Below are 24,821 nucleotides of genomic sequence, written 5' to 3'. Positions count from 1 at the left end.
GCGCTTCCCCCTTCGGCAACAGCGGCGATATCAGCAAGGGCATCCGCGTGGGCGGCGAAAGCAAGAAACGCAGCGCCTTCCAGGTGGCGGGCGACCGTAAATTCCGTGATTTCCGTGAGGATAACGTACTGGATACCCGCCAGTTCCAGATGGCCTTCCGCAGACTGCGCCAGTTTTCTGCCCGGGCAGACGAAGCCAGAACGGAATTCGATATCGACGGCACCATTCGTGAAACCTGCGACAATGCCGGCAGCCTGAAGGTGGTTTACGATAAACCCAGAAGAAATACCGTAAAAGTCCTGCTTCTGATGGACAGTGGTGGTTACATGGAATATTACAGCCGCATGTGTTCTGCCCTCTTCCAGGCAGTGCGCAATTCCAACCATTTCAAGGATCTGCAGGTATTCTATTTCCACAACTGCATCTTTTCCAAAATCTTCAAAGACCCCCGTATGCGCCCCGCTTCTGCCATCCCTACAGACTGGATTTTGCAGAATATCAGCAGCGAATACAAGGTCATTATCGTGGGGGATGCCCAGATGGATCCTTATGAACTGATGGAAGGCAGCTATTATTCCTATGGCGCAAGGGACAGGACCCCCGGCATCGAATGGCTGCGCCGTTTCAAGGAAAAATATCCCCATATCGTGTGGCTGAACCCCTCCGAAAGACCCTATTGGGGTGGCTGGTGGGCAAAGACCTACGATATTCTGGATAAAGAATTCGATATGTATCGCCTGACATTGGACGACCTGAATAAGGCTTTGAAAAAACTGATGGTAAATCGATAATACAGATGAAAAAGGACCTCCATGAGGTCCTTTTTTATCTCCCGTTTCCTTGACAATCAGATTTTACTTTGCTATACCATTATTGTAAACCTTGACAGGAGGTGTCATTTTATGCGAAGCAGAAATATGCTGGAAGGTCCCCTTCTCGGCAATATGATATCCTATACCATTCCCATCATCCTGACAGGCGTGCTGCAGCTTTTGTTCAACGCAGCCGACCTGGTCATCGTTGGCAGATACTGTGGGGAGCTTTCCGTGGCAGCCGTAGGCAACTGCAGCTCTTTGACCAATCTGCTGGTCAATCTGTTCATCGGCCTTTCCGTGGGTACTACCGTTGCCGTTGCCCACTCGATCGGCGCCGGCAGCCCGGAAGCAGTCAGCCACACGGTGCACACAGCCCTGCCCACTGCCCTTGTCAGCGGTCTCGTCGTTGGGTTCATCGGAGTCACATTCAGCGAGACTTTTCTGCAGATGATGGATACACCGGAAACAGTTCTCCCTCTTTCCGCCCTGTATATGAAGATCTATTTTTTAGGCATGCCCTTTACCATGGTATATAACTTCAGTGCCTCTATCCTGCGTGCCACAGGGGATACCAAATCCCCTCTGATCCTGCTGGCCATGGCTGGGGTCATCAATGTAGTGCTGAACGTCATCTTCGTCACACAGCTGGATATGAACGTAGCCGGCGTTGCTCTGGCGACTACCATTTCCCAGGCAGTAGCTGCTGTTCTGGTGGTGATCGCTCTGATGAAACGAAACGATGCCTGCCGTCTGATCCTGTCCAAGATGCGTTTTTACAAGCCCCAGCTTCTGAAAATCATCCGCGTGGGTCTGCCCGCAGGCATTCAGAGCGCGTTGTTTTCCATTTCCAACGTGATCATCCAGTCCTCCATCAACTCCTTTGGGGATGTGCTGATGTCCGGTAACGCTGCGTCAGCCAATATCGAAGGCTTCATCTACATTACCGTAAACGCCTTCCACCAGACTGCTCTGAACTTCATCAGCCAAAACGCAGGGGCAAAGCAATATAAGCGAGTCTCCCGCATCCTGTGCCTCAGCCTGGCCAGTGTATTTGTGGTCGGCGCAAGCATTTCCGCCTTTGCTTATCTGATGGGGCCTACCCTGCTGTCCATCTATATTCCCGATTCTCCGGAAGCCCTGCAATGGGGCATGATCCGTCTGACCTGCCTGTGTATCCCTTATTTCATCTGCGGTCTGATGGATGTTTCCACCGGTTCCCTTCGGGGTATGGGTGCTTCTGTTGCCCCCATGGTCATCTCCGTTCTGGGGGTATGCGGCATCCGTATCGGCTGGATCTGCACTATCTTTCAGATCCCCAGATTCCATACGCCCCAAAGCCTGTATTATTCCTACGGCATTTCCTGGACAGTGACTTTCCTGATCCAGATGATCGCTTTCTTTCTGGTATACCGAAAACGAACGAAACAGGATATTTTCACATAAAAAAGAGCCCCTAAGGGCTCTTTTTTATGTATGGAGGTATATTTGACGGACTTATAAAAAGTCTTAGTCTACTTTTACTGTCCAGCCGAATTTGTCTTCTTTCAGACCCCACTGAACGCCTGTCAGTTCGTCATAGATCTTCTGTGTTGCTGCGCCGATTTCATTATTGTTTACAACAACCTTTTCATCATTCAGAACGAAGCCGCCGATGGGTGTAACTACTGCAGCTGTACCGCAGCAGAATGCTTCCTGTACGCTGCCGTTCTTGCAGCCTTCCATCAGTTCTTCTACTGTGATCTTGCGTTCTACTGTTTCCATGCCCCAGCTCTTAGCCAGTTCCAGGATGGATTTTCTTGTAACGCCGGGCAGGATGGAGCCGTTCAGTTCGGGTGTTACCAGCTTGCCGTCCCAAACGAACATCAGGTTCATGCCGCCGCCTTCTTCAACATATTTTCTTTCCACGCCGTCTACCCATACTACCTGGGAATAGCCTTTTGCTGCTGCTTTTTCGCCAGCTCTTGTAGCTGCTGCATAGTTACCGCCGCATTTTGCATAGCCTGTGCCGCCGCGTACTGCACGAACGTCTTCCATTTCGATCAGCATATCAACGGGAGCCAGACCGCTCTTATAGTAGCTGCCTACTACACAGGAGATCACCATGAATGTTGCTTTTGTGATGCCATGCAGAGCCAGGTCAGCGTTTGTACCAAACATGAAGGGACGCAGATACAGGGATGTACCGTACTGATCGGGTACCCAGTCTTTTTCTACTTCTACATATTTTTTCAGATATTCAACCGCATCAGCCACATCGAACTGGGGCAGGCACAGTCTTTCTGCGGAGTTGTTCATACGTTTGAAGTTTTCTTCGGGACGGAACATCTGCACGCTGCCATCGGGTTTGCGGTATGCTTTCAGGCCTTCAAATACTTCTGCGCCATAGTGGAATACCAGTGCGCCGGGGTTCAGCGCGATATTATCAAAGGGAACGATGCGGGCATTCTGCCAGCCCTGGCCTTCTTCATATTCCATAATAAACATATGGTCTGTAAAAGCTACACCAAAGGGTACTGTTGCAGGATCGGGTTTTACTTTAGGGTTTGTTGTTCTTGTTACGTTTACTTGCATCATAATAGATCTCTCCTTTGTTCATCATAGATTTTCTTATGTATCTATATGTATTTGTTTTCCGTTTGTTTGTTGACCAGCCGCCGGCAATGCTGCAATATTTCTGCAACATCTCTCCTTTGGCTTATCTTTTGTACATTTCCATTTGGCTTATCTTTTGTATTTTTTTGTGTTTCTCTTTTGTAATTTATATGCAATGTTCTTTGCATCAAGGATGATAACAAAAAAGACCCAGGGCCAAATGCCATGGGTCTGTAAACACAAACATATCACGCAGGTTTCTCTTAGAGAAGTTCCTTAATTCTGCACATGACAATTGGCGATATTCTTCTTTTCACCCAGAATGCGAATGACCAGAACAATACCGCTGATTAGCAGGACCACGGAACCGTATGCAGTTGTGAAATCTAAGTTCATCATAATGCATAACCTCTTTTCAAAAACCATTTGAGTTGATAAAAAAAAGATAACACGTTATTTTTGGCCCGTCAACGTGAAAAACAGCAAGTATTTTCGCCATTTTATCTCTGTTTTTGTACATTTTTCCGGATGTATCGACAAAAATACCAAAAAGACAAATGTCCACCACATTGTTTCGCATACAAATAACCAAGCACGCGAAATAAAAAAATTCCCTAACACCGCAGTATTAGGGGATTTCCCGTTGTCTTACAAAAGTTTCTCCAGTTTTTCCTTCAGATAAGCTGCAGGAACCGCGCCAACCACAGCATCTTTGGGAACGCCGTCCTTGAAGAAAATCATATTGGGAACGCTCATGATCTGGTATTTCTGGGCCAGATCCATGGATTCATCGATATCCACTTTTACGATCTTCGCCTTGCCTTCATACTCCGCGGACATCTGATCCAGCACAGGGCCCATCATCTGACAAGGGCCGCACCATGTAGCGGAAAAATCCACCAGAACAGGCACTTTGCTTTCTAAAACTTCCATCTGGAATTCATTGGACTTCACTTGTTTCATTTTCATTTCCTCCTTATATTCTTACTCTCTATCTTAACCTTTTGCTAATTTCTTATGTTTGATTTGATTATAGCATGAAATGGGAATTATTTCAATAATTTTTACTAAATAATAATTATTATTAATAATATTTTTTCAGAAGGCTGAATATTTCTTCCAAAAGTGTTAATACTGATGACTGAGGATGTTACTCCCCCAAGAAGTCCTTCGGGGCTTCTATAACATTCTTTCTACTTCTTCCCCTTAAGAAAAGGACGACAGAAACCTGTCGTCCTTTTTGTTTTATCAGTATTTTTCAATGTCGATGATGTCAGGCTGATAGCCGTGTTTCAATGCCTTCTGGCATACGAATTTGAAGGTATCTGTGCTGTCGGAAAGGTAGAACTGCTTTTGGCCTTCCCCTTCGTTTTCATTCAACAGGCTTTTTTCCCCTAAGAAATTCATCACTCTTTTCGCTGTTGCCTTAGCAGGGTCTACCAGCTTGATGGCATCGCCCACGGTAGTGCCAATGCAGCGTTTCAGCAGAGGATAGTGGGTACAGCCCAGCACCAGAGAATCGATGCCTGTTGCCACCAGGTCTGTCAGGTAATTTTTCGCCGCCTGACGGGAAACTTCGTTATCTGTCCAGCCTTCTTCCGCCAGAGGAACGAAGAGAGGGCAGGCCTTTGTGAACACCTGCATTTCACTGTCCTGCTCGCAGATCATGCGTTCATAGGCACCGGAACGCACCGTACCAGGGGTACCGATAACGCCGATCTTCTTATTTTTTGTAGAGCGCAGAGCTTCCTCCACCCCGGGCACAACTACGCCAAAGATAGGCACATCAAAGGTAGCGCGCAGCTCATCCAGACTGTTGGAAGATGCTGTATTGCAGGCCACGATGATGGCCTTGACATCCTTGCTCAGCAGGAATCTTACGTTCTGTTTGGAATATTTTGTTACAGCTTCCTTGGACTTTGTACCATAAGGCACGCGGGCCGTGTCGCCGAAATATACGATATTTTCATGGGGCATAACCTTCATGATCTGCTTTACCACAGTCAGACCGCCCACCCCGGAATCAAATACACCGATAGGTCTTGTATCCATTGTTACTTTCTCCTTACCCTCTGATGCCCGAATCTCTGGTCAGCGCCAGTTGGATGAAACGGTCCATCAGTTCTGTTTCTGTCATGCCTGCGTGCTTCCACAGCATGGGGTACATGCTGATAGGCGTGAAGCCCGGCATAGTATTCAGCTCATTAAAGAGCACTTTTCCTGTTTTTTTATCTACGAAGAAATCCACGCGAGCCAGACCGCTGCCATCTACAGCGCGGAAGATCTTTTTAGCAATGCGGCGCATTTCTTCCACTTTTTCCTGCTCCACCTCCGCAGGGATCACCGTACGGGAGTCGCTGTTGTTATATTTTGCGTCGTAGTCATAGAATTCAGCCGCCGCAAGGACTTCCCCCACGCCGCTGACGATAGGTTCTTCATTGCCCAGAACGGCACATTCGAATTCTCTGGCAACGATGGCCTCTTCCACGATGACTTTTCTGTCATAGCCCGCCGCAAAATCCAGCGCCGCGGAAAGCTGTTCTCTGTTTTTCGCCTTGGAAATGCCCACGGAAGAGCCTGCATTGGAAGGCTTTACGAAACAGGGATAGCCCAGTTTCTTTTCCACCTGATCCATGATCTTTTCCCGCTTCTTTTCCAGATCGTATTTATGCACCCAGAGATATTTCGCCTGGGGGATACGGGCAGATTTGGCAATCATTTTGGTGAATACCTTATCCATGGAAACGGCAGAGGCCAATACACCACAGCCCACATAGGGGATCTGGGCCATTTCCAGAAGGCCCTGGATGGTGCCGTCTTCCCCCCATGCGCCATGAAGCACAGGAATGACTACATCCACAGGTATTTCCTTCACGGAGCCGTTTACGATCTTCAGGAAGCATTTTTTCGTGGCATCGGGAGAAAGGGACACAGGCGTGCCATATTTTTCCCATTCGCCAGTCTTTACATGCTCTACAGGGCCATTATAAACCAGCCATTCGCCTTTTTTCGTAATGCCCACAGGAAGTACCTGATATTTTTCTTTATTTAAAGAGTTCAGCATCAGCATGGCAGAAACTCTGGAAACTTCATGTTCAGAGGACTGTCCCCCGAAAATCACCGCAACGGTTTTCTTGCTGTACATAGGCATCCTTCCTCTCAATCGGAACAACCGATTTTTCACCAATTCTTTTCTATTATATGCACTTCGCCCCCCGATGACAACAAAAAATTGCGGAAATGGCATAAATTTCAATATTTAACACAGCTTTTGCAAGAAAAAAGGCTCCAAGCGGAGCCTTGATTTTTCAACTCAGTGACCTTTGATCAGGTGAGAAATGGATTTATAAAGGAAGAATGTGATCGCGCAGTTGATACCTGCTTTCAGTGCGTTGAAAGGAATGATGGCGGGGATCATCATGGACATTACCACTTCCAGGGGTGCGCCCATGAAGAGGGGCGTGAAGATCATATTCATTACGATCATCGCCAGCGTCTGCACGATAGCACCGCAGATCAGCGCAATGACTGCTGTTTTCTTTGTTTTATTGCGTTTGTAAATGCTGCCGGCAACCAGCACGCAAAAGCCTGTGGCGAAAATATGCATGATGACGCCGATGATGCCACTCTGGGCACTGACCGTAAAGCCCTGAATAAAGGAAACAACGACAGTCAGCAGGAAGCCTGCCCCAGGGCCATAGGCGAAGGCGCAGATGAGGATAGGGATATCCGCAGGGTCATATTCCAGGAAAGCCGCCGCAGGGATCAAAGGAAAATGGATCGCGGAAACCAGCACGATAGAAATTGCCCCCAGCATCGCCATAGATACCAGCTGTCTTGTTGAAATTTTTTTGTTTTCACTTGCCATAATAAATTACCTCCATTTTTTGTTTAGACATTTCAAGACTTTCCTGCTGCCGCGAAAACCCAATTCGTAAGGCTTTGCCTTACTCATGTCCTTGCTCCGCAAGTCATCCAAAAAATATTCCGTCCGCCGCTTTTGCAAGCAATTCGGCTGCCGTCATATTTTCTGTATGGTTTTCTCCGCTTTCCAACAAAAAAAGCCTGAAATTCTTCAGGCTAAACAAGCAAAATAAAGGACGATACACTCCACGCAAAAATATCACCCACGCAAAGCGCATCAAACTTTACTTTTCTTCTTCCATCCAGACTATACTGTCGGTACCGGAGTTGCACCGGTTCCTGCGCCGAAACGCTCGCGGACTTTACCGCCGATCGGGAATTTCACCCTGCCCTGAAGATTCATGTAGTTATGAGCCATGCAGATGAAAAGGATAGATGCCAGCGGAGAGTTTACTCACCGGATGACATATATGCTTCAGATATACGGCGACAGCCGTGACCGAAAAAACGCTTGCGTTTTTGTGGTACGCATGGCAAATTTATATTCACATCACCATTATATCATTTGTTAATAACTTGTCAACTCCATTTTCACAGAATATCACTGGGAAATGTGCTCATTTATTTCAAACGCTTGAATTTATTGGGGTCGTGTCTTCTATCATAGTCTCCTTTTTTCATCACCTGCTTGGCAAAAAGACCAACCACACAGATGCCGACAATGGTGCCGGCTGCAACGGGGATCAGTGTCAGAGCTGCGCCGCCTTCCAGAGCTGTTTCCAGGGTCTGTTCTGTGGCATCCAGTAAAAATGCTGTTGTCTGAAAATCGAACATCGTATCACTCCTCATTTATAGATAGCTTCATTATAGCGAAAAAAGGATGTTTTTGCAATATTTGCAACTTTTATTTATTCCGATCTATAAAATATCAAAGACCCCTCCGCACACAACGAAGGAGTCTTTTTGTAAGAAAGGTTTAAATATTTCGCATAGTCAGGGAAATACGTTTCTTCTGCAGGTCTACGGAAAGCACCTTCACCTGCACCACATCCCCCAGCTTCACCGCTTCCAGAGGATGTTTGATGAATCTGTCGCAGATTTGGGAAATATGCACCAGACCATCCTGATGAACGCCGATATCTACGAAAACGCCGAAGTCGATGACATTTCTGACCGTTCCCGTCAGCACCATGCCCTCTTTCAGGTCTTCCATGGAAAGAACATCACTGCGCAGGACGGGCGCAGGGGCTTCGTCGCGGGGGTCACGGCCGGGCTTTTCCAGTTCGCGGATGATATCCTCCAGCGTAGGCATACCAATCCCCAGTTCCGCCGCTGTTTTTTCGGGAGATTTGATCTTCTTCGCCAAACCGCTTACTTTTTTCGCCGCCACGTCTTCCAGTGTATAGCCGCAAAGCTTCAAAAGGCCTTCCGCCGCCTTGTAGCTTTCGGGATGGACGCCGGTTCTGTCCAGGGCCATGCTACTTTCGGGCAGGCGCAGGAAACCGGCGCACTGTTCGTAAGCCTTGGGGCCCAGTTTGGGCACTTTCAGCAGTTCTTTTCTGGCAGAGAATTTGCCGTTTTCTTCCCTGTATTTCAGGATATTCTTCGCCACAGTACCATTGATACCGGCTACATAAGACAGCAGCGCAGGGCTGGCTGTGTTCAGATCCACACCAACGCTGTTTACACAGTCCTCCACCACGCCGCCGAGAGCTTCGCCCAGTCGTTTCTGGTTCATGTCATGCTGATACTGCCCAACGCCGATGGATTTGGGGTCGATCTTTACCAGTTCCGCCAGAGGGTCCTGAATTCTTCTGCCGATGGATACCGCACTGCGCAGGGAAACGTCGTATTCAGGGAATTCTTCCGCCCCCAGCTTGGATGCAGAATAGACAGATGCCCCTGCTTCATTGGCAATGATATACTGCACTTTTCTTTTTGTTTTCTTCAGCATTTCCGCCACAAAAAGTTCAGATTCACGGGAGGCTGTGCCATTGCCGATGGAAATGAGGTCAACGCCGTATTTTTCAATGAGCGCCAGCAGTTTCTTTTCCGCTTCGGCGGTCTTATTCTGAGGTGGTGTAGGGTAAACCACCGCAGTTTCCAGTGGTTTGCCTGTGGCATCGATAACAGCAATCTTACAGCCTGTACGATAAGCAGGGTCCAGGGCAAGAACTACCTTGCCGCTGATGGGTGGCTGCAGCAATAATTGCTTCAAGTTTTCGCGGAACACGCCGATGGCGGATTCCTCCGCTTTTTCCGTCAGGTCATTGCGAATTTCTCTTTCCAGGGAAGGAGCGATCAACCTCTTGTAGCTGTCCGCGATCACTTCCTGCAAAATCTCTGCCGTGTCGCTGTTTTTGCGGATAATTTTGCGTTCCATCTTCTGCAGCAGTTTTTCTTCTTCCCCTTCGATTTTCACAGAAAGGAAGCCCTCTTTTTCCCCGCGGTTCACTGCCAGAATGCGGTGTCCCGCTGCTTTTTTCAGAGGTTCCTGATAATCGTAATACATTTCGTAAACGGAAGGCTCTTCCTTGGCTTTCTTGGAAAGCATCGCGCCGAATTTTACCGTATCCTCACGCAAAGCCTTGCGCAGGTCTGCATCGTCAGAAATCTGTTCCGCAAGGATATCCTTTGCCCCTTGAATGGCCTCTTCCACGGATTCTACGCCTTTTTCACTGTCGATGAAAGCGGCAGCGTAATCTTCCAAAGTGCCGATCAATTTCTGTCCAAAAATCATATCCGCCAAGGTTTGTAAGCCCTTCTCTTTCGCAATGGACGCGCGGGTGCGGCGTTTGGGGCGGAAAGGACGGTAGATATCGTCGATTTCCGTCTGAGTTTCAGCGGCATCCAGTTTTTTTGCCAGTTCCTCCGTCAGGTTGCCCTGTTCCGCAATAGCGTTTTTCACCTGTTCCCGCTTTTCTTCCAGATTTCTCAGGGCGGTCAGGCGTTCGGAAAGCTGGCGGATGATCTGGTCATCCAGAGAACCGGTCATTTCCTTACGGTAACGGGCGATAAAAGGAACAGTGTTGCCCTCGTCCAGCAGCTTTACCGTATTTTCCACCTGACTGGCTTTTATTTCAAATTCTTGTTGTAGTTTCTTTAATATATCCATAATTAGTCTCCCTTCTGGGGGCGAGTCCCCAAGGTCTTATCTATAATCATTCCAGATTTCTTCCAGTTTATTTTTACATTCCTCCGCAGAAAGGATCAGACGGTATGCCCTCTGCTCGCCGCTGTCGTTCCTCGCCGCCATGCCGCGGACGATGAGATAATCCAGATGGGCCATGGTCTCCCCAACGGCGAACCATCTCTGGGACAGGGGAAATTCCGCCCATGTCTTGCCCCGCATGGACCATTTCAGGTGCGCGGCGATATCCGTTGCATGGGAATCGGGTGCAGAATCCAGGGCATCCACCGTTTCGCACAGTCGCACCAAGTGATGTTCTATGATCTGGCTGATACGGACATACACATCCATATCATTCTTCCGATGGGCAGGAAATGCCGTTTCCATCTCATAGCCACGGATTTTTACCAAACTATCCAGATAATCCCCCAAAGAATCGGCGGCATCCTTCCAATGGGTGATATTCGGCGTGATATCGAAGAGGATGTGGTCTGCAGTAAACATGATTTTCTTTTCAGGGCAATAGAGACACATTTGCCCGGGGGTATGACCGGGAACATAGACACATTCAAATTCCCATTTGCCCACCTTGATGATATCTCCGTCTTGGATATGCTCCGCTTCGAAATATCTGGTGGGTTCCAGACCACGGGCGGGGTTGGAAATGCGCAGTTCCGCCAGCTGTTCCGCTGTAAAGCCTTCCTTTAAGAAAAGGTCATCCGTTTCTTTCCAGCGTTCGCCTTTCATGTGTTCCCAGAGGACAGCATGGTCTTTCTGGCTGATATAAATTTTGCCGGGCTTATCCCCCATAACCGTAGGGGCAAGGCCCGTATGGTCGGAATGGAGATGGGTCAGGAACATATCCGTCTTTTCCCAGTCGGCATCCAGTTCTTCCAGCCCTGCCAAGAGGGCTTCCTTACATTCAGGACGATTGAAGCCTGTATCCAGAATCAAAGTTTCCCCGCCGTCCTGAATGACGTAGCAATTCAGGTTTTTCAGGGGGTTATCGGGCAGAGGCACATCTATTTGAAAAATATCGGGATTTTCATAAATCTTTTTGAGCATCCTTATTTCCTCGCTTTCTGTTCGTGCTGGCTTTTATTTTAGCATATCTGCTGCAAAAGAAAAAGGCATCCGAAAAACCTCGGATACCTCTGCTGTATTTTCATTATTCTGTAGGAACGGTAAAACCTTTTTCCGCAAAATATTTCGCCGCACCGGAGTGGAAAGGAATGGTAACACCTGTTGTGGCATTTTCCACGCTCATATCGATGCCCCTGGACAGAATCGCAGAAATACCTTCCGTATTTTCATAGATGCCTGCTGTCAGGTTATATACATCTTCTTCGCTGGCGTCCGCGGAAACGATCATGGTCGCCTGGATGGAAAGTGTATTGGTATCCTGATCCAGACCATCATAGGTGCCGCTGAGGATCACATGCTTATTATAGTAAGGGCAGCGGGAGATCAGCTCGTCTGCTTCTTCCCCGTCGATATTTACCAGATAAACATCCCCTTCTGCCGCCAGCTCCGCAACCGCATTGGTGGGCGCGCCGGAAACCATGAACGCCGCATCCACTGTGCCAGCCTTCATGGCAGTTACAGAATCACCGAAGGAAAGATACGCTGCATTGACATCTTCTTCTGTCAGGCCATAGGCATCCAGAATATTCAGGGCATTGAAATACACGCCGGAATCCACTGCGCCAACGGAAACGATACGCCCTTTCAGGTCATCCATGGTTTTGATGTTCTCATCCAAAGTTACAATCTGCACGGCTTCCTCATACAGGCCGCCGATGGCACGGAAGGACTGAAGCTGGCCTTTTCCCTGGAAGGTATTGCTGCCATCCCATGCATAAGCCATGATATCTGCCTGCGCCATGCCCAGATAATTGATGCCGTCATTCACATTCTGCACATTTGAAGCAGAGCCATCTGTGGAAACCACATCGATCACCAGACCGGAGGCATCCTGCATATAGCCGGAAAGCAGATTGCCAAAGGCATAATAGGTGCCTGTTGTATCCCCGGTACCCATGGCCACTACCCTGGGAGAATCTACTGCCACATCTTCTTTATTTTCCGCATCAGAAGTACCACAGGCAGAAAAAGATACCAGAAGGATGGCTGCCTGCAGTAACGCTAAAATTCTTTTTTTCATTGCTGTTTCTCCTTTTATTCCTTTTGGACATAAAATACCATTGTTTTTTTATTATACAAAATTTTGCATCCTCTTTCAATGGATTATCTATAATTCTATCTTTCCTGCAGTTTCCGCAGAACCGTCTCCGCAGCCCACACTTCATAGCAAAATATTTTTATTAAAATGCAATATATATTTGACATTCAGCAAAATATGTTGTATAAATAAGATACAGAGAGGAAATCCGGGCCCTCTCTGACAGATCTGGAAAAATATACACTTGGGGAAGTGATGACTTGAAGAATTTGAAAATGAAGGCAGCCCGCGCTGCCAAAGACCTCTCTCAGGAAGAACTGGCACAGGCAGTAGGGGTGACCAGACAGACCATCGGTATGATCGAGGCGGGGAAATATAACCCTACCCTAAACCTCTGCATCGCCATCTGCAAAGCCCTGAGTAAGACCCTAGATGAATTATTCTGGGAAGAAGATGAAAAATAATGGAACAAGGAGGAATCTCTATGACAAATTTTGTGGACGAAAGAGTATTGCAGGCAAGGCGGAAGATCGGCTCTGAAATGATGATGCTGATGTATTATTTTATTGTGATTTCCTTTTTGGTAAAAGTTATGGGATTCGGTATGGGGCTGGAGGACTGTATCACTGAATTTATCATCATGATCGGCGCACCTATCTATCAGAACATCCGCGCCAGACAGATGAAGGTGATTCTGGGTGACTTCAGAAAAAAATCCAAAGCTTCTACCATTTCTGCCATTTTCGCTGCCGTTGTGGTAATGCTGATCTCCATGTGGCGGCTGGAAGGAAGCATTGACAAGGCAGAAGCACTGTCTTCCATCGTTTCCTTTGCGGTGACCTTTGCACTGGCACGCTATGGCTTCGCCCATATCGAGAAAAAAAGAGCCAGAAAACTGGAGGCGGAATACGAGGAAGACTGACGTACTTCGAAAAAACATTCATCAGCCTGCGGCTGATTCATGCATTTGCTCCGTGAATCTCGAAATATTTTTCATTTGTCCGCCGTTTGCAAGCAATCGCACCCAAATGAAAAACACTTAAATTTTTTCTCCGCTTTTTGCAAAAAATCCTTGCACATCAAGGTTTTTTATGATAATCTCTTCTAGTGTCCTGCAGTATGCAGTTGACACCAGAAGAATTTAATCCTTGTTCTTCCCTCGGAGGAAGAGCCATATGTCCAAAAGGAGGTGTAACCCACATGAACAAATACGAATTGGCGCTGGTTTTAAGTCCCGCACTGGACGAAGAAGGCAGAGCAGCAGAAGTAGCAAAAGTACAGGCTACACTGGAAAGATTCGGTGCAAAAATCGAAAAAGTTGATGACTGGGGCAAAAGAAAACTCGCTTACGAAATCGCGAAAGTAAACGAAGGTTTCTACAGCTTCACAACATTCGAAGCACCCGCTGCTGCACCCGCAGAAATCGAAGCTCGTATGCGTATTATGGAAAACGTTCTGCGTTACCTGATCATCCGTAAAGAAGCTTGATTTTAACAAAGCTTAGTTAAGGAGGTAACTCTATGAACAAAGTGATCTTAATGGGACGACTGGTGAGAGATCCTGAAGTGAGATACTCTCAGGGCAATGAACCCCTGGCCGTTGCCAGATACACTTTGGCGGTAAACCGCCGTTTCAAACGCCAAGGCGAGCAGGACGCCGACTTCATCGGATGCGTTGCATTCGGTAAAGCAGGTGAATTTGCGGAAAAATACTTCAAAAAAGGTCAGATGGTCAGCGTTATCGGCCGACTGCAGGTTCGCAGCTGGGATGATAACGAGGGCAAAAAACGCTGGAGCACAGACGTAGTTATCGAAGAACAGTACTTTGCGGAAAGCAAGGCTTCCTTCGAAAGCCACCGTGACGCAGCACCCGCTGCCGCACCTGCTCCCAAGCAGACAGCCCCTTCCGATGGTTTCTATCCTATCGATGAAAGCATCGAAGATGATGATCTCCCCTTCTAACAAATCTAACAAGGAGGACTTAGAATCATGATTAAAAAACGTGGTCGCAGAAAAAAACGCGTTTGCCAGTGCTGTGCAGATAAAGTAACAACAGTTGATTACAAAGATATCAGCAAACTGAGAAGATATGTTTCCGAAAGAGGCAAAATCCTTCCCAGAAGAATCACAGGCAACTGTGCAAAACACCAGAGAGCGCTGACAACAGCAATCAAGAGAGCAAGACACGTATCCCTGATGCCCTACACACAGGACTAATTCGATACTTGTTAGGACGGAATTTCGATTCCGTCCTTTTTTCATGCAAAAAAAATAAGAGCGGAATCAAATTCCGCTCTCTTTTTATTTTTCCTGGATAACAACATGTTTCGCAGGGATATCCGCCTTGATCGTCACAGACCAGACGATCAGCAGTGCCGCAGAGATCGCCGCCACTGCGTAGGGTACGGGAACAAACCTGCTGACACCATTCAAAATCATAGGCGTTACAAACTGCGCCATATACATGGAGAAGGAGATCATAGGAACGACTGTTGTGCCTGCCGCTCTGCCCGCTCTCTGAGATGCGGTGGAGATAACAAAGGGAATTTCCACACCGTTTGCAAAGCCGATGAAAACAGAACCAATAATGGCACCGACCCAGCCGCCCAGCAGGAACAGAGACGTATAGCCGATGAAAAAGAACAGAGGTGCCGCAAATTTCACTTTTATGCCCAACGCCTTTTTCAGGTGTACGAAGGACAGACCGCCCAAGAATGCCACCAGATCCATGCAAGCCATGATGATAGGGATAAACTTAGGGTTGATAATGCCTTCCTGTACTGTCTGGATGGCAAATACGGAAGGATATACGAAGAAGGTGAACATGGACAGGAAAATCGCCACAAGGAACATATAATATTTTCCAAATACGCCCTCTGCTTCTTTTTTCTTTTCGTTGCCTGCGATCTTTTCATTGGGCAGATGCATCATAACCAGCACTGCACAGGGCACACCCATCAGATATACCAGGAAGCTGGCTCTCCAGCTGAAGGATGCCAGAAAACCGGAAACCAGTGTGGCAAACACGCCGCCCATCTGGTTCATGGCAGAGGAATAGCCCATCAGTCTGTCCTGCTTGTCTCTTGTATAATAGAAGGAAAGCAGACCTGTGGACATAGGCATGATAATGCCTGCACCGATACCAACGATAGCACGGAACACCAGCACGATATAGATATTGCTGAACAGACCTGCTGCACAGCCACCCACCACATACAGCGCCAGCCCGCCCAGAAGCAGCGTTCTCGCCTTGAAAATCTTACACAGCTTAGGGAAGATAAAATTGGTCAGCGCCATAAACAGAGATGGAATACTGATGATCATCTGCACTAAGGTCTGATCCACGCCGCTGAAGTATGTCTTGATGTAATCCAGCGCAGGGGCAACCGCCGCGCCAGCCATAACTGTCAACAGGGACAGAGAAAGGATAGTGATGGTCAGATTTCGTCTTCTTTCTTCTTTTCCTAACATAAAGTACCTCACTTTCTTTTTTTGCATATAAAAAAAGTGCAAGCCCAGACATTGTCTGGACTTACACTTTTCGTTACTCGACTTTCCAATTATAGCACATAGAAATCGAAAAATGCAAAGACTTTTTAAAAATTACAGCAGTTCTTTTCTCAATTCTTCGGGTGTTTTGGGAGACAGATATGCAGGTGCTACATCGAATACTGTTTTCGCGCCTGTGATGCCTTCCTGCGCCATTTTATAAGCCGCTCTTGCATAAGCAACAATAACAGAAGATGTGAACTCGGGGTTAGAGCCCAGTGTCAGTTTGTATTCGATCATCTGTTTTGTATCTGCGCCTGTTTTGCCTGTTCTGATAACGAAGCCGCCGTGAGGAATACCTGCGTGGTCACGGTTCAGTTCTTCCTGTGTGATGAAAGTTACTGTTGTATCGTAATCAGCGAAGTAGTTGGGCATTGTTTTGATTTCATTTTCAATACGAGCCAGATCTGCGCCCTCTTCTGCCACCACGTAACATTCTCTTGTGTGTTTTTCTCTTGTTGTCAGTTCGGGGTTTTCGCCTGCTCTTACTCTTTCCAGAGCGGCTTCCACGGGAACTGTATACTGTTTACCGTCTTTTACGCCTTCGATTCTTCTGATGGCATCAGAATGGCCCTGGCTGACACCTCTGCCCCAGAAAGTATAATCTTTGCCTTCAGGCAGGATGCAATTGCCCAGCAGTCTCTGCAGGCTGAACATACCGGGGTCCCAGCCAACGGAAATAAACGCAACCTTACCGCCTTCTTTTGCGCTGGCGTCAACGTTTGCGAAATGTTCAGGGATCTTTGCATGAGTATCAAAGCTGTCTACGATATTGAAATATTTTGCATATTCAGGGCTCTGTACGGGCAGGTCTGTTGCGCTGCCGCCGCAGAGAATCATTACGTCGATATCGTCTTTTTTGCTTACGATGTCTTTTACATTATATACAGGCACATTGGGGCTCTGTGTTTTCAGGCTTTCAGGGGCTCTTCTTGTAAAGAATGCAGCCAGCTCCATATCGGGGTTCTGTCTTACTGCCAGCTCTACGCCTTTGCCCAGGTTGCCATAACCCAAAATACCAATTCTGATTTTATCTGCCATCATTTTATCATTCCTTTTCTTTAGAATAAATTTTGGGATAAGTATACCACAAGGAGCAAGAGATGGAAATATTTTCAGCCAAAAAAATGTGATTTTGTCGAATCGTTTCAAAAGAAAAGGCGTCCATTTGGACGCCTTTCCATAAAAAGGTTAAATGCATTTTCAGTTATTTGCCTCTTACCACTCTGCTCAGCTGGATCAGGAAAGTGGGGATAAATGCAAAGCCTACGATCTTCAGGATGTGGCCTGTTGTCAGGGCATCGCTGATATCGAAAAGACCATGCAGACCTGTGATGAACAGCACCGCCATCAGGAACAGAGTACCCACTGCGAATGCGCCCCAGCTATAGATATTGGCGGGCAGACGGAAGATGGAACGTGTACCGCGGCAGTTGAAGCCATGGAACAGACGAGCCAGACACAGAGTAGCAAAAGCCATAGTGCAGGCCATTTCGTCGCTGACTTCCATACCAGTATAGAAGCCCAACATGGTAACAATAGCGATCAGAGCGCCCTGTACTGCCAGATTCTTCAGGAAATCCTTTGTCAGGATGCCTTCCTTGGGGTCTCTGGGTTTCATGTTCAAGAGGTCGCCTGTAGGCTGTTCCATATTCACTGCCAGCGCAGGCAAGCTGTCTGTCAGCAGGTTGATGAACAGAAGCTGTACTGCCGTGAAAGGCAGAGGCAGACCCATCAGGGATGTGAATACGACTACCAGGATACCTGCCAGGTTGCCGCTCAGCAGGAACTGGATGGAGTTTTTGATATTGGTATAAACATTTCTGCCGTTAGCAACGGCTTTTACGATAGTAGCGAAGTTATCGTCTGTCAAAATCATCGCTGCGGCATCCTTGGATACTTCTGTGCCAGTAATACCCATAGCGATACCGATATCTGCCTGTTTCAGGGCAGGAGCATCGTTAACGCCGTCGCCTGTCATGGCTGCGATGCAGCCGTTTTCCTGCCATGCGCGGACGATTCTGATTTTATGCTCAGGAGATACACGGGCATAAACGGAGATGCTCTTTACTTCTTCCTTCAGCTGGTCATCTGTCATATGTTCCAGTTCGGAGCCTTCGATGGCACGGTCGCCTTCCTGCAGGATGCCGATCTGTTTTGCAATAGCGGAAGCCGTTACCTTATGGTCACCGGTGATCATGACAGGACGAATGCCGGCGCGGCGACAATCTGCGACAGCCGCCGCGGATTCCAGACGGGGAGGGTCCATCATGGCGATCAAACCAACAAACGTCAAGTCACTCTCATCTTCCAAAGTAAGGATTCTATCCTCAGGCATAATTTTCTCAGCAAAAGCCAACACACGCAGCCCCTGGGAAGAGAATGCAGCGTTCTGCTTATGAATTTCTTCGGAAAGCTTCGCCGTCATAGGCTGGATGCCTTCGGGCGTTTTCGCAGATACGCAGCGTGCCAGCAGCACATCAGGCGCACCCTTTGTCAACAGTTTATATTCCCCATCGATCTGATGGAGGGTAGACATCAGTTTTCTATCGGAATCAAAAGGAATTTCTTTCAGACGGGGATAGCCGAAGCGCACTTCGTTTTCATTGCTGCCTGCTTTTCTGCAGAATGCCAACAGGGCTGTTTCTGTGGGGTCGCCCACCTGCATATCGCCATTGATGGCACCGTCGTTACAAAGCACGCTGTTTTCGATCAGTTCTTTCAGAGGGGATTCATCGGCATCGGCGCCTTCTGCATCCCAGATACGGCCGATGGTGAAGGCCTTCTGTACAGTCATTTTATTCTGGGTCAGTGTACCGGTTTTATCGGAACAGATCACGGAAACAGAACCCAGAGATTCAACGGCACGGAGCTTTTTGATAATGGCATTTTCCTTCGCCATTTTCTGTGTACCAATGGCAAGGCCGATGGTCACGATGGAAGAAAGGGCCTCGGGGATGGCTGCCACTGCCAGAGCCACAGCAAACATCAGGGCATCGCCAATGCCCATATTTCTCCAAACGCCCAGAGCGAATACTACCGCGCAGATAGCCAGGATGATGATGGACAGCTTCTTGGAGAAATCATCCAGGCTGCGCTGCAGGGGTGTTGTTTTTTCCTGGGCGGATTCCATCAGGTGGGCGATCTTACCCATTTCTGTATCCATCCCTGTACCGGTCACCAGAACAACGGCACGACCATAGGAAACCAGAGAGCCGCTGTAGACCATATTCAATCTGTCGCCCAAAGGCAGTTCGTCTTTTTCAATGGGCTCGTCGATCTTATTTACGTTTTCAGATTCGCCTGTCAGGGCAGATTCGTTTACCTGCAGGGAATAGTTTTCCAGAATACGACCATCTGCCGCCGCAACGTCCCCTGCTTCCAAGAGCAGAATATCGCCGGGCACGATGTCGATAGAGGAAATTTCCATCTTATCGCCATTACGGATGACGCGGGCATGGGGTGCGGACATGGCTTTCAGGCTATCCAGAGATTTCTGTGCCTTGAAATGCTGCACGGTACCCAGAATCGCATTCATGATCAGAACCGCGATGATTACGATGGTGCCTTCCAGGCCACCTGTCAGGGCGGAAATGATGGCTGCAATGATCAGAATGACTACCAAGAGGTCTGCGAACTGTTCCGCAAATACCTGCAGCACGCCCTTCTGCTTGCCTTCCTTTAATTTATTTTCGCCGTATTTTTCCAGTCTTGCCTGGGCTTCGCTGCCGCTCAGGCCATGTTCGCTGGTTTCATAGCCTGCGAACAATTCATCTTTGTTTTTCATCCAAAGTTTATCCATGTTCATTCTCCTTTCCACTCGGTGCAAAAATAAAAAGACCTTCATTGCACCCATCAAACATAACGTTTTCTGTGCAATAAAAGTCTTGCTTCTCAGACGACCGAATGGTCTCTATTCGGACAGCGCCCGGGCTTAGTCTCCTAAGGCCGTGATGACGAACGCTGGCAACGGTTTCCCGTAAGCTACTCCCTTTTATCGTTAAAAAATTCTATCATACCAAAACCGAGAAAGCAAGTAAAAATTTCTTTATGGTTTAGTATGGTTCTTTTGTTATTAAAACATACTATGCCGGAAATTTCTTGTTTGTCTCTTTTTTTCCTGTTGCTTTTCTGGTATGATAGAAAAAATAAGAAGAAAAAATTCCCCCGAAGGAGGTCTATGATATGAGACACGATAAATACAGATATTCTAACACAGAAGAAATCGTTTGGTACCTGAAAAAATATCGCAATGTGAAAGAAGACTGGCAGGCAGATTTCTACGATGAATACGGCAGACATATGCTGACCTTTGAAAATGACGAAGAGACCCTGGAAGCCCTGGAAGACGAGGACAAGCTCTTCACCATGGTGGCAGAATGGCTGGATTTCGCCCTGCAGATCTCTCCCGAAGAATTTTAACAAGTATGAAAAAGGCCCCGTATCCAATGGATACAGGGCTTATTTTTTTATGCTTCTGCCGTTTCCTTTACGGCAATTTCATCAAAGATAGGTTTGATTTCTTTTTTGAAAATCTTATGCCAGAAGAAGATCATAATGATCAGCGCTACGCCTTCCGCCAGAGGGAAAGAGAGCCATGTCGCATTCAGACCCCAGATCCTGGAGAAGATGAATGCAGAGGGCAGCAGCACGAACAGCTGACGCAAAACAGAAACAGTCAGGCTGACAACGCCGTGACCCAACGCCTGGAAGGTGGAAATACGGATGATATTGAAGCCAGCCAGCAGGAAATGCACACTGATGATACGCAGGGCAGGGATACCGATGGCAAGCATCTGTTCAGAAGCATTGAAGATGCCCAGAAGCTGAGGTGTAAACGCCCAGAAAATGATCGTGCCTACCGCCATCATGGCCATGGCATATTTCGTTGCCAGATGCATGGTCTTCATCAGACGATCGGGTTTTCTTGCGCCGTAGTTGAAGCCGATGATGGGGACCATGCCGTTGTTCATGCCGAATACGGGCATAAAGATGAAGCTCTGCAGTTTGAAATAGACACCGAATACCGCCGCCGCTGTAGATGTGAAGGCGATCAGGATCTTATTCATGCCGAAGGTCATGATAGAGCCGATGGATGCCATGCAGATGGAAGGCACGCCAATGGCATAAATGCTTTTTACTGCATGCGCCTGCAGGTGATATTTCTTGGGATTGATCACGATATCGTCATTTTTCTTTTTATTGAACCAGCATGCCAGAGTAGCAGCGCACACCTGCCCAAATACTGTAGCAATGGCTGCGCCCTTTACGCCCAGCGCAGGCGCACCAAACAGACCGAAGATCAGGATAGGGTCCATGATGATATTTACAATAGCGCCAAGCCCCTGTGTCAACATGGTATAGAAGGTTCTGCCTGTGGCCTGCAGGATACGTTCAAAACCAAACTGCAGGAAAACCGCTGTGGAAAGCAGACAGCAGACACGTAGGTAATCTGTACCCAGCCGTATGATCTCAGGGTCGCTTGTCTGGGCGCGGAAGAAGATCTCACTGCCCAGCATACCAAAGATCGCAAATATGATACCACTGATGACATACAGCACCAGACCATTATTGGCGATCAGATTGGCACGTTCCTTATTCTTTTCCCCCAGAGAACGGGAAACCAGCGCATTGACACCTACACCAGTACCTGTCCCAACAGCGATCATCAGGTTCTGGGCAGGAAAGGCCAGAGAAACCGCAGTCAGTGCATTTTCGCTCAGCTGCGCTACGAACATACTGTCAATGATGTTATACAGCGCCTGCACCAGCATGGATGCCATCATAGGCAAAGACATGGAAAGCAGGAGCTTATTGACGGGCATGACGCCCATTTTATTCTGTTCCATTTTCCGAATTCCTCCTTATGTAAAAAAACCATGAAAACAGCCTTCCCCTTTCGGGAAGGCTGTTGGATATTCAAAAATGATACTTATTTGATCTGTGCGCTGTCTTTCAGCAGTACGTCGTGGGCACCGCCTTCTACCAGGGATGTTGTGGAAATCACAGTGATCTTTGCTTTTTCCTGCAGTTCGGGGATGGAAAGTACACCACAGTTGCACATTGTGGATTTTACTTTCTTCAGGGACAGGCCAACGTTGTCACGCAGGCTGCCTGCGTAGGGAACATAGGAATCAACGCCTTCTTCGAAGGACAGTTTTGCATCGCCGCCCATGTCGTATCTCTGCCAGTTTCTTGCTCTTGCAGAGCCTTCGCCCCAGTATTCCTTCATGTAGGAACCGTTGATGTTTACTTTGTTTGTAGGGGATTCATCGAAACGAGCGAAGTATCTGCCCAGCATGATGAAATCTGCGCCCATAGCCAGAGCCAGTGTCATATGATAGTCATATACGATACCGCCGTCGGAGCAGATGGGTACGTAGATGCCTGTTTCCTTAAAGTATTCATCTCTTGCCTGAGCAACTTCGATAACTGCGGAAGCCTGACCACGGCCGATACCCTTCTGTTCACGTGTGATACAGATGGAGCCGCCGCCGATACCTACTTTAACGAAGTCTGCGCCACATTCTGCCAGGAAACGGAAGCCTTCTGCGTCTACAACGTTGCCGGCGCCAACTTTTACAGAATCGCCGTATGTTGCTCTGATCCATTCCAGTGTATCTTTCTGCCATTCGCTGTAGCCTTCGGAGGAGTCGATGGTCATGATATCAACGCCAGCTTCTACCAGAGCGGGAACTCTTTCCTTGTAGTCTCTTGTGTTGATACCGGCGCCTACAACGTAACGTTTGTGAGCATCCAGCAGCTCGTCCTTGTTTTCTTTATGGCTGTCATAGTCTTTACGGAATACCATATATTCCAGTCTGCCTTCTGCGTCTACGATAGGCAGCTGGTTGATCTTGTTATCCCAGATGATGTTGTTTGCTTCTTTCAGAGTTGTGCCGGAGGGCGCCCAGATCAGATCAGACATAGGTGTCATAAAATCTTTTACCAGTTCTGTGCCTTCCATACGGCTCACGCGGTAGTCTCTGCTTGTTACCAGACCCACCAGTTTGCCCTGGGCTGTGCCGTCTGTTGTAACAGCTACTGTGGAGTGGCCTGTTCTTGCTTTCAGAGCCAGGATATCATTCAGTGTGCTTTCAGGGCTGATATTGGAATCGGATACAACGAAGCCGGCTTTGTAGGATTTTGCTCTTGCTACCATTGCAGCCTGGCTTTCGATGGACTGAGAACCAAAAATGAAAGCAATGCCGCCTTCTTTCGCCAGAGCCACCGCCATTTTGTCATCGGATACCGCCTGCATAACAGCGGATACCAGAGGGATATTCATTTCCAGTGCAGGTTTTTCGCCTTTTTTGAACTTTACAACGGGTGTTTTCAGACTTACATTATCTACCATGCATTCTTTGGAAGAATAGCCGGGTACCAGCAGAAATTCGCTGAAGGTTCTGGATGGTTCTGTGAAAAAAGTTGCCATTTTGATTCTCCTCCTATTGTCTTTTTTGATTTTGATATATAGTACGCCATTCTGATTTACATTTAATGTTGAAAATGATTTTAACACTAAAAAGTCCCCTGTTCAAGGGGACTTTCGGAATTTTTGTCTTTTTGTTGATTTCGTCAGTTTTTTACCGTTTTTTCGGGCATTTTCGTGCGTTTGTATACAGCGTACTTATCTTTTTAGATAGCCCAATGCCGTCTTGGCCACGATGCCGATGAAGATCCCCGTCACTACCCCGCTGACCAGCAGGAAGGGCAGATAATAGGCCATTCTTACATTTTCCACCGCAAGGGCCGCCACGATGATCTGACCCACGTTATGAAAGATACCGCCGGCAATGGAGACGCCCACGATACTGAATTTGCCCGTCTTTTTCAGCAGTGCCATCACCGCAAAGCTGAGCAGCGCCCCCGCAAGGCTATACAAGAGCCCTGCAAAGCCCGCAAACAGCAAGCCGGACAGGATGACACGGATCAGGGAAACGAAAAATGCGCTCTTCGTATCCATGAAGTACATCATAATAATGATAATAACGTTTGCCAGACCCAGCTTTACGCCGGGAATGAGCACAGGGATAGGGATGAGCATTTCCACATAGCCCATCAGGATGGCCAGTGCGGCAAACAGACCGTAATATGGAATTTTCTTATGATCCATTTAACCCACCACCGTATCCGCTTCTGCTTCGCCTTCGCCTGTTACTTCAACAACTAATTTATGGGGCAGGCAGACGATCGTCTCCCCTGTTTTCGATACTTTTTTATGGTCTACGCAGATCTGGTCGCGGCAATCGGCTTCGGTAACAAAAACTTCGCCGTTTTCCACGGTCACGATATTATAGCCCCATTCTGTTTCGATGGCGGCACTGCTGTCCTCGTCCAAGGGCAGTTCTGCCTTCCATTCACCGTCTACAGTTACTACAGCAGTCAACCCGGCATCTGCGCCTGCGGAATAGAAAAGCCAGATGCCCGCTGCCGCAACAAGGGCCAGCACGACCAGCAATAAGTCTGTTTTTTTCATTCCCGCACCGCCTTTCAAAATATTGACAAAACTCCGTATATACAGGAAAAAGGAAGCGAGATGCTTCCTTTTTCAGAGTAGTAGGATTTTAATGTGTACTGCAAAAAAAAATGCCCAGAACCGGAATCGAACCAGTGACACGATGATTTTAAGTCCTCTGCTCTACAAACTTAGCTATCTGGTCGGATAAATGAGTAAGCACAAAACAAGT

Annotated in this window: 25 protein-coding genes, 1 tRNA gene and 1 riboswitch; of the genes, 8 read left to right on the top strand and 18 right to left on the bottom strand. The window is 47.7% G+C overall.

Translation table 11 applies throughout. The features are described 5' to 3' along the window. Together IJ369_RS02865 and IJ369_RS02860 are read left to right on the top strand one after the other, a co-directional pair. The coding region (locus IJ369_RS02865; protein WP_290715756.1) for a VWA domain-containing protein at positions 1-791 on the top strand (791 nt) is incomplete at its 5' end. A 111-nt stretch (positions 792-902) separates the two neighbouring features. Then, positions 903-2,258 carry an MATE family efflux transporter gene (locus IJ369_RS02860; protein WP_290715754.1) on the top strand — a complete coding sequence of 452 codons (1,356 nt, stop codon included), beginning with the start codon at positions 903-905 and terminating at the stop codon, positions 2,256-2,258. 63 nt (positions 2,259-2,321) lie between these two features. Here the strand turns inward: IJ369_RS02860 and IJ369_RS02855 are convergent, their stop codons facing one another. The 10 genes from IJ369_RS02855 to IJ369_RS02810 all read right to left on the bottom strand — a co-directional run bounded on the left by IJ369_RS02855 (position 2,322) and on the right by IJ369_RS02810 (position 12,565). Beyond that, the gene (locus IJ369_RS02855; protein WP_330612906.1) at positions 2,322-3,389 is read right to left on the bottom strand and encodes a branched-chain amino acid aminotransferase; all 1,068 of its coding nucleotides are present in this window, start codon (positions 3,387-3,389) and stop codon (positions 2,322-2,324) included. A gap of 294 nt (positions 3,390-3,683) precedes the next feature. After that, positions 3,684-3,806 (bottom strand): hypothetical protein, encoded by a 123-nt coding sequence (locus IJ369_RS02850; protein ID WP_290715752.1) that lies wholly within the window; start codon positions 3,804-3,806, stop codon positions 3,684-3,686. A 249-nt stretch (positions 3,807-4,055) separates the two neighbouring features. Continuing rightward, positions 4,056-4,370, bottom strand: a complete 315-nt coding sequence (gene trxA / locus IJ369_RS02845) for a thioredoxin (RefSeq protein ID WP_330612905.1) — start codon at positions 4,368-4,370, stop codon at positions 4,056-4,058. 285 nt (positions 4,371-4,655) lie between these two features. Continuing rightward, complete coding sequence (gene murI / locus IJ369_RS02840) at positions 4,656-5,459, bottom strand: glutamate racemase (protein WP_290715747.1); 804 nt, start codon at positions 5,457-5,459, stop codon at positions 4,656-4,658. Between the two features lie 13 nt (positions 5,460-5,472). Next, entirely contained in the window at positions 5,473-6,552 is a 1,080-nt protein-coding gene (locus IJ369_RS02835; RefSeq protein ID WP_290715745.1) for a D-alanine--D-alanine ligase family protein, read from the bottom strand. 168 nt (positions 6,553-6,720) lie between these two features. Continuing rightward, positions 6,721-7,275, bottom strand: a complete 555-nt coding sequence (locus IJ369_RS02830; protein ID WP_290715742.1) for an ECF transporter S component — start codon at positions 7,273-7,275, stop codon at positions 6,721-6,723. A 282-nt stretch (positions 7,276-7,557) separates the two neighbouring features. Further along, positions 7,558-7,674: riboswitch (FMN riboswitch) on the bottom strand. 218 nt (positions 7,675-7,892) lie between these two features. Beyond that, positions 7,893-8,105 carry a hypothetical protein gene (locus IJ369_RS02825; protein WP_290715739.1) on the bottom strand — a complete coding sequence of 71 codons (213 nt, stop codon included), beginning with the start codon at positions 8,103-8,105 and terminating at the stop codon, positions 7,893-7,895. Positions 8,106-8,247: 142 nt separating this feature from the next. Further along, positions 8,248-10,386 carry a Tex family protein gene (locus IJ369_RS02820; RefSeq protein WP_290715737.1) on the bottom strand — a complete coding sequence of 713 codons (2,139 nt, stop codon included), beginning with the start codon at positions 10,384-10,386 and terminating at the stop codon, positions 8,248-8,250. Between the two features lie 36 nt (positions 10,387-10,422). Then, positions 10,423-11,466 carry an MBL fold metallo-hydrolase gene (locus IJ369_RS02815; RefSeq protein ID WP_290715735.1) on the bottom strand — a complete coding sequence of 348 codons (1,044 nt, stop codon included), beginning with the start codon at positions 11,464-11,466 and terminating at the stop codon, positions 10,423-10,425. A 103-nt stretch (positions 11,467-11,569) separates the two neighbouring features. Next, on the bottom strand, positions 11,570-12,565 hold the full coding sequence (locus IJ369_RS02810; RefSeq protein WP_290715732.1) for a TAXI family TRAP transporter solute-binding subunit: 996 nt from the start codon (positions 12,563-12,565) through the stop codon (positions 11,570-11,572). A gap of 293 nt (positions 12,566-12,858) precedes the next feature. Between IJ369_RS02810 and IJ369_RS02805 the strand changes: the two genes are divergently transcribed. The 5 genes from IJ369_RS02805 to rpsR all read left to right on the top strand — a co-directional run bounded on the left by IJ369_RS02805 (position 12,859) and on the right by rpsR (position 14,799). Beyond that, entirely contained in the window at positions 12,859-13,047 is a 189-nt protein-coding gene (locus tag IJ369_RS02805) for a helix-turn-helix transcriptional regulator (RefSeq protein WP_334298186.1), read from the top strand. A 20-nt stretch (positions 13,048-13,067) separates the two neighbouring features. After that, positions 13,068-13,505: a DUF6773 family protein gene (locus IJ369_RS02800; protein WP_290715727.1), complete on the top strand. Its 438-nt coding sequence runs from the start codon at positions 13,068-13,070 to the stop codon at positions 13,503-13,505. A 278-nt stretch (positions 13,506-13,783) separates the two neighbouring features. After that, positions 13,784-14,071: a 30S ribosomal protein S6 gene (gene rpsF, locus IJ369_RS02795; RefSeq protein ID WP_290715725.1), complete on the top strand. Its 288-nt coding sequence runs from the start codon at positions 13,784-13,786 to the stop codon at positions 14,069-14,071. A 32-nt stretch (positions 14,072-14,103) separates the two neighbouring features. Then, complete coding sequence (locus tag IJ369_RS02790) at positions 14,104-14,544, top strand: single-stranded DNA-binding protein (RefSeq protein WP_290715722.1); 441 nt, start codon at positions 14,104-14,106, stop codon at positions 14,542-14,544. Positions 14,545-14,571: 27 nt separating this feature from the next. Continuing rightward, positions 14,572-14,799, top strand: coding sequence for a 30S ribosomal protein S18 (gene rpsR, locus IJ369_RS02785; protein ID WP_290715720.1), 228 nt, complete (start codon positions 14,572-14,574; stop codon positions 14,797-14,799). A gap of 84 nt (positions 14,800-14,883) precedes the next feature. Here rpsR and IJ369_RS02780 read toward each other — a convergent pair whose 3' ends face one another. The 3 genes from IJ369_RS02780 to IJ369_RS02770 all read right to left on the bottom strand — a co-directional run bounded on the left by IJ369_RS02780 (position 14,884) and on the right by IJ369_RS02770 (position 19,933). Further along, positions 14,884-16,053, bottom strand: a complete 1,170-nt coding sequence (locus tag IJ369_RS02780; protein WP_290715718.1) for an MFS transporter — start codon at positions 16,051-16,053, stop codon at positions 14,884-14,886. A gap of 132 nt (positions 16,054-16,185) precedes the next feature. Continuing rightward, positions 16,186-17,175, bottom strand: a complete 990-nt coding sequence (locus IJ369_RS02775) for a diaminopimelate dehydrogenase (protein WP_290715716.1) — start codon at positions 17,173-17,175, stop codon at positions 16,186-16,188. A gap of 163 nt (positions 17,176-17,338) precedes the next feature. After that, positions 17,339-19,933, bottom strand: a complete 2,595-nt coding sequence (locus tag IJ369_RS02770) for a cation-translocating P-type ATPase (protein WP_290715714.1) — start codon at positions 19,931-19,933, stop codon at positions 17,339-17,341. A gap of 383 nt (positions 19,934-20,316) precedes the next feature. On the opposite strand from IJ369_RS02770, the gene IJ369_RS02765 reads away from it, so the two are divergent. After that, complete coding sequence (locus IJ369_RS02765) at positions 20,317-20,553, top strand: hypothetical protein (RefSeq protein WP_290715712.1); 237 nt, start codon at positions 20,317-20,319, stop codon at positions 20,551-20,553. A gap of 47 nt (positions 20,554-20,600) precedes the next feature. Here the strand turns inward: IJ369_RS02765 and IJ369_RS02760 are convergent, their stop codons facing one another. The 5 genes from IJ369_RS02760 to IJ369_RS02740 all read right to left on the bottom strand — a co-directional run bounded on the left by IJ369_RS02760 (position 20,601) and on the right by IJ369_RS02740 (position 24,792). Continuing rightward, on the bottom strand, positions 20,601-21,980 hold the full coding sequence (locus IJ369_RS02760; RefSeq protein ID WP_290715710.1) for an MATE family efflux transporter: 1,380 nt from the start codon (positions 21,978-21,980) through the stop codon (positions 20,601-20,603). 83 nt (positions 21,981-22,063) lie between these two features. Beyond that, positions 22,064-23,566: an IMP dehydrogenase gene (locus IJ369_RS02755; RefSeq protein ID WP_290715708.1), complete on the bottom strand. Its 1,503-nt coding sequence runs from the start codon at positions 23,564-23,566 to the stop codon at positions 22,064-22,066. Positions 23,567-23,761: 195 nt separating this feature from the next. Beyond that, the gene (locus tag IJ369_RS02750) at positions 23,762-24,247 is read right to left on the bottom strand and encodes a Gx transporter family protein (RefSeq protein ID WP_290715706.1); all 486 of its coding nucleotides are present in this window, start codon (positions 24,245-24,247) and stop codon (positions 23,762-23,764) included. Next, positions 24,248-24,610, bottom strand: a complete 363-nt coding sequence (locus IJ369_RS02745; protein WP_290715704.1) for a NusG domain II-containing protein — start codon at positions 24,608-24,610, stop codon at positions 24,248-24,250. A gap of 111 nt (positions 24,611-24,721) precedes the next feature. Next, positions 24,722-24,792, bottom strand: a tRNA-Leu gene (locus IJ369_RS02740). Between the last annotated feature and the right edge of the window lie 29 nt (positions 24,793-24,821).

This window comes from Anaerotignum sp. (genome assembly GCF_017483025.1).
Classification (GTDB): Bacteria; Bacillota; Clostridia; order Lachnospirales; family Anaerotignaceae; genus Anaerotignum_A.
Note: the sequence above shows the minus strand (reverse complement) of the source record. Positions and strands in the feature narration are given on the sequence as shown.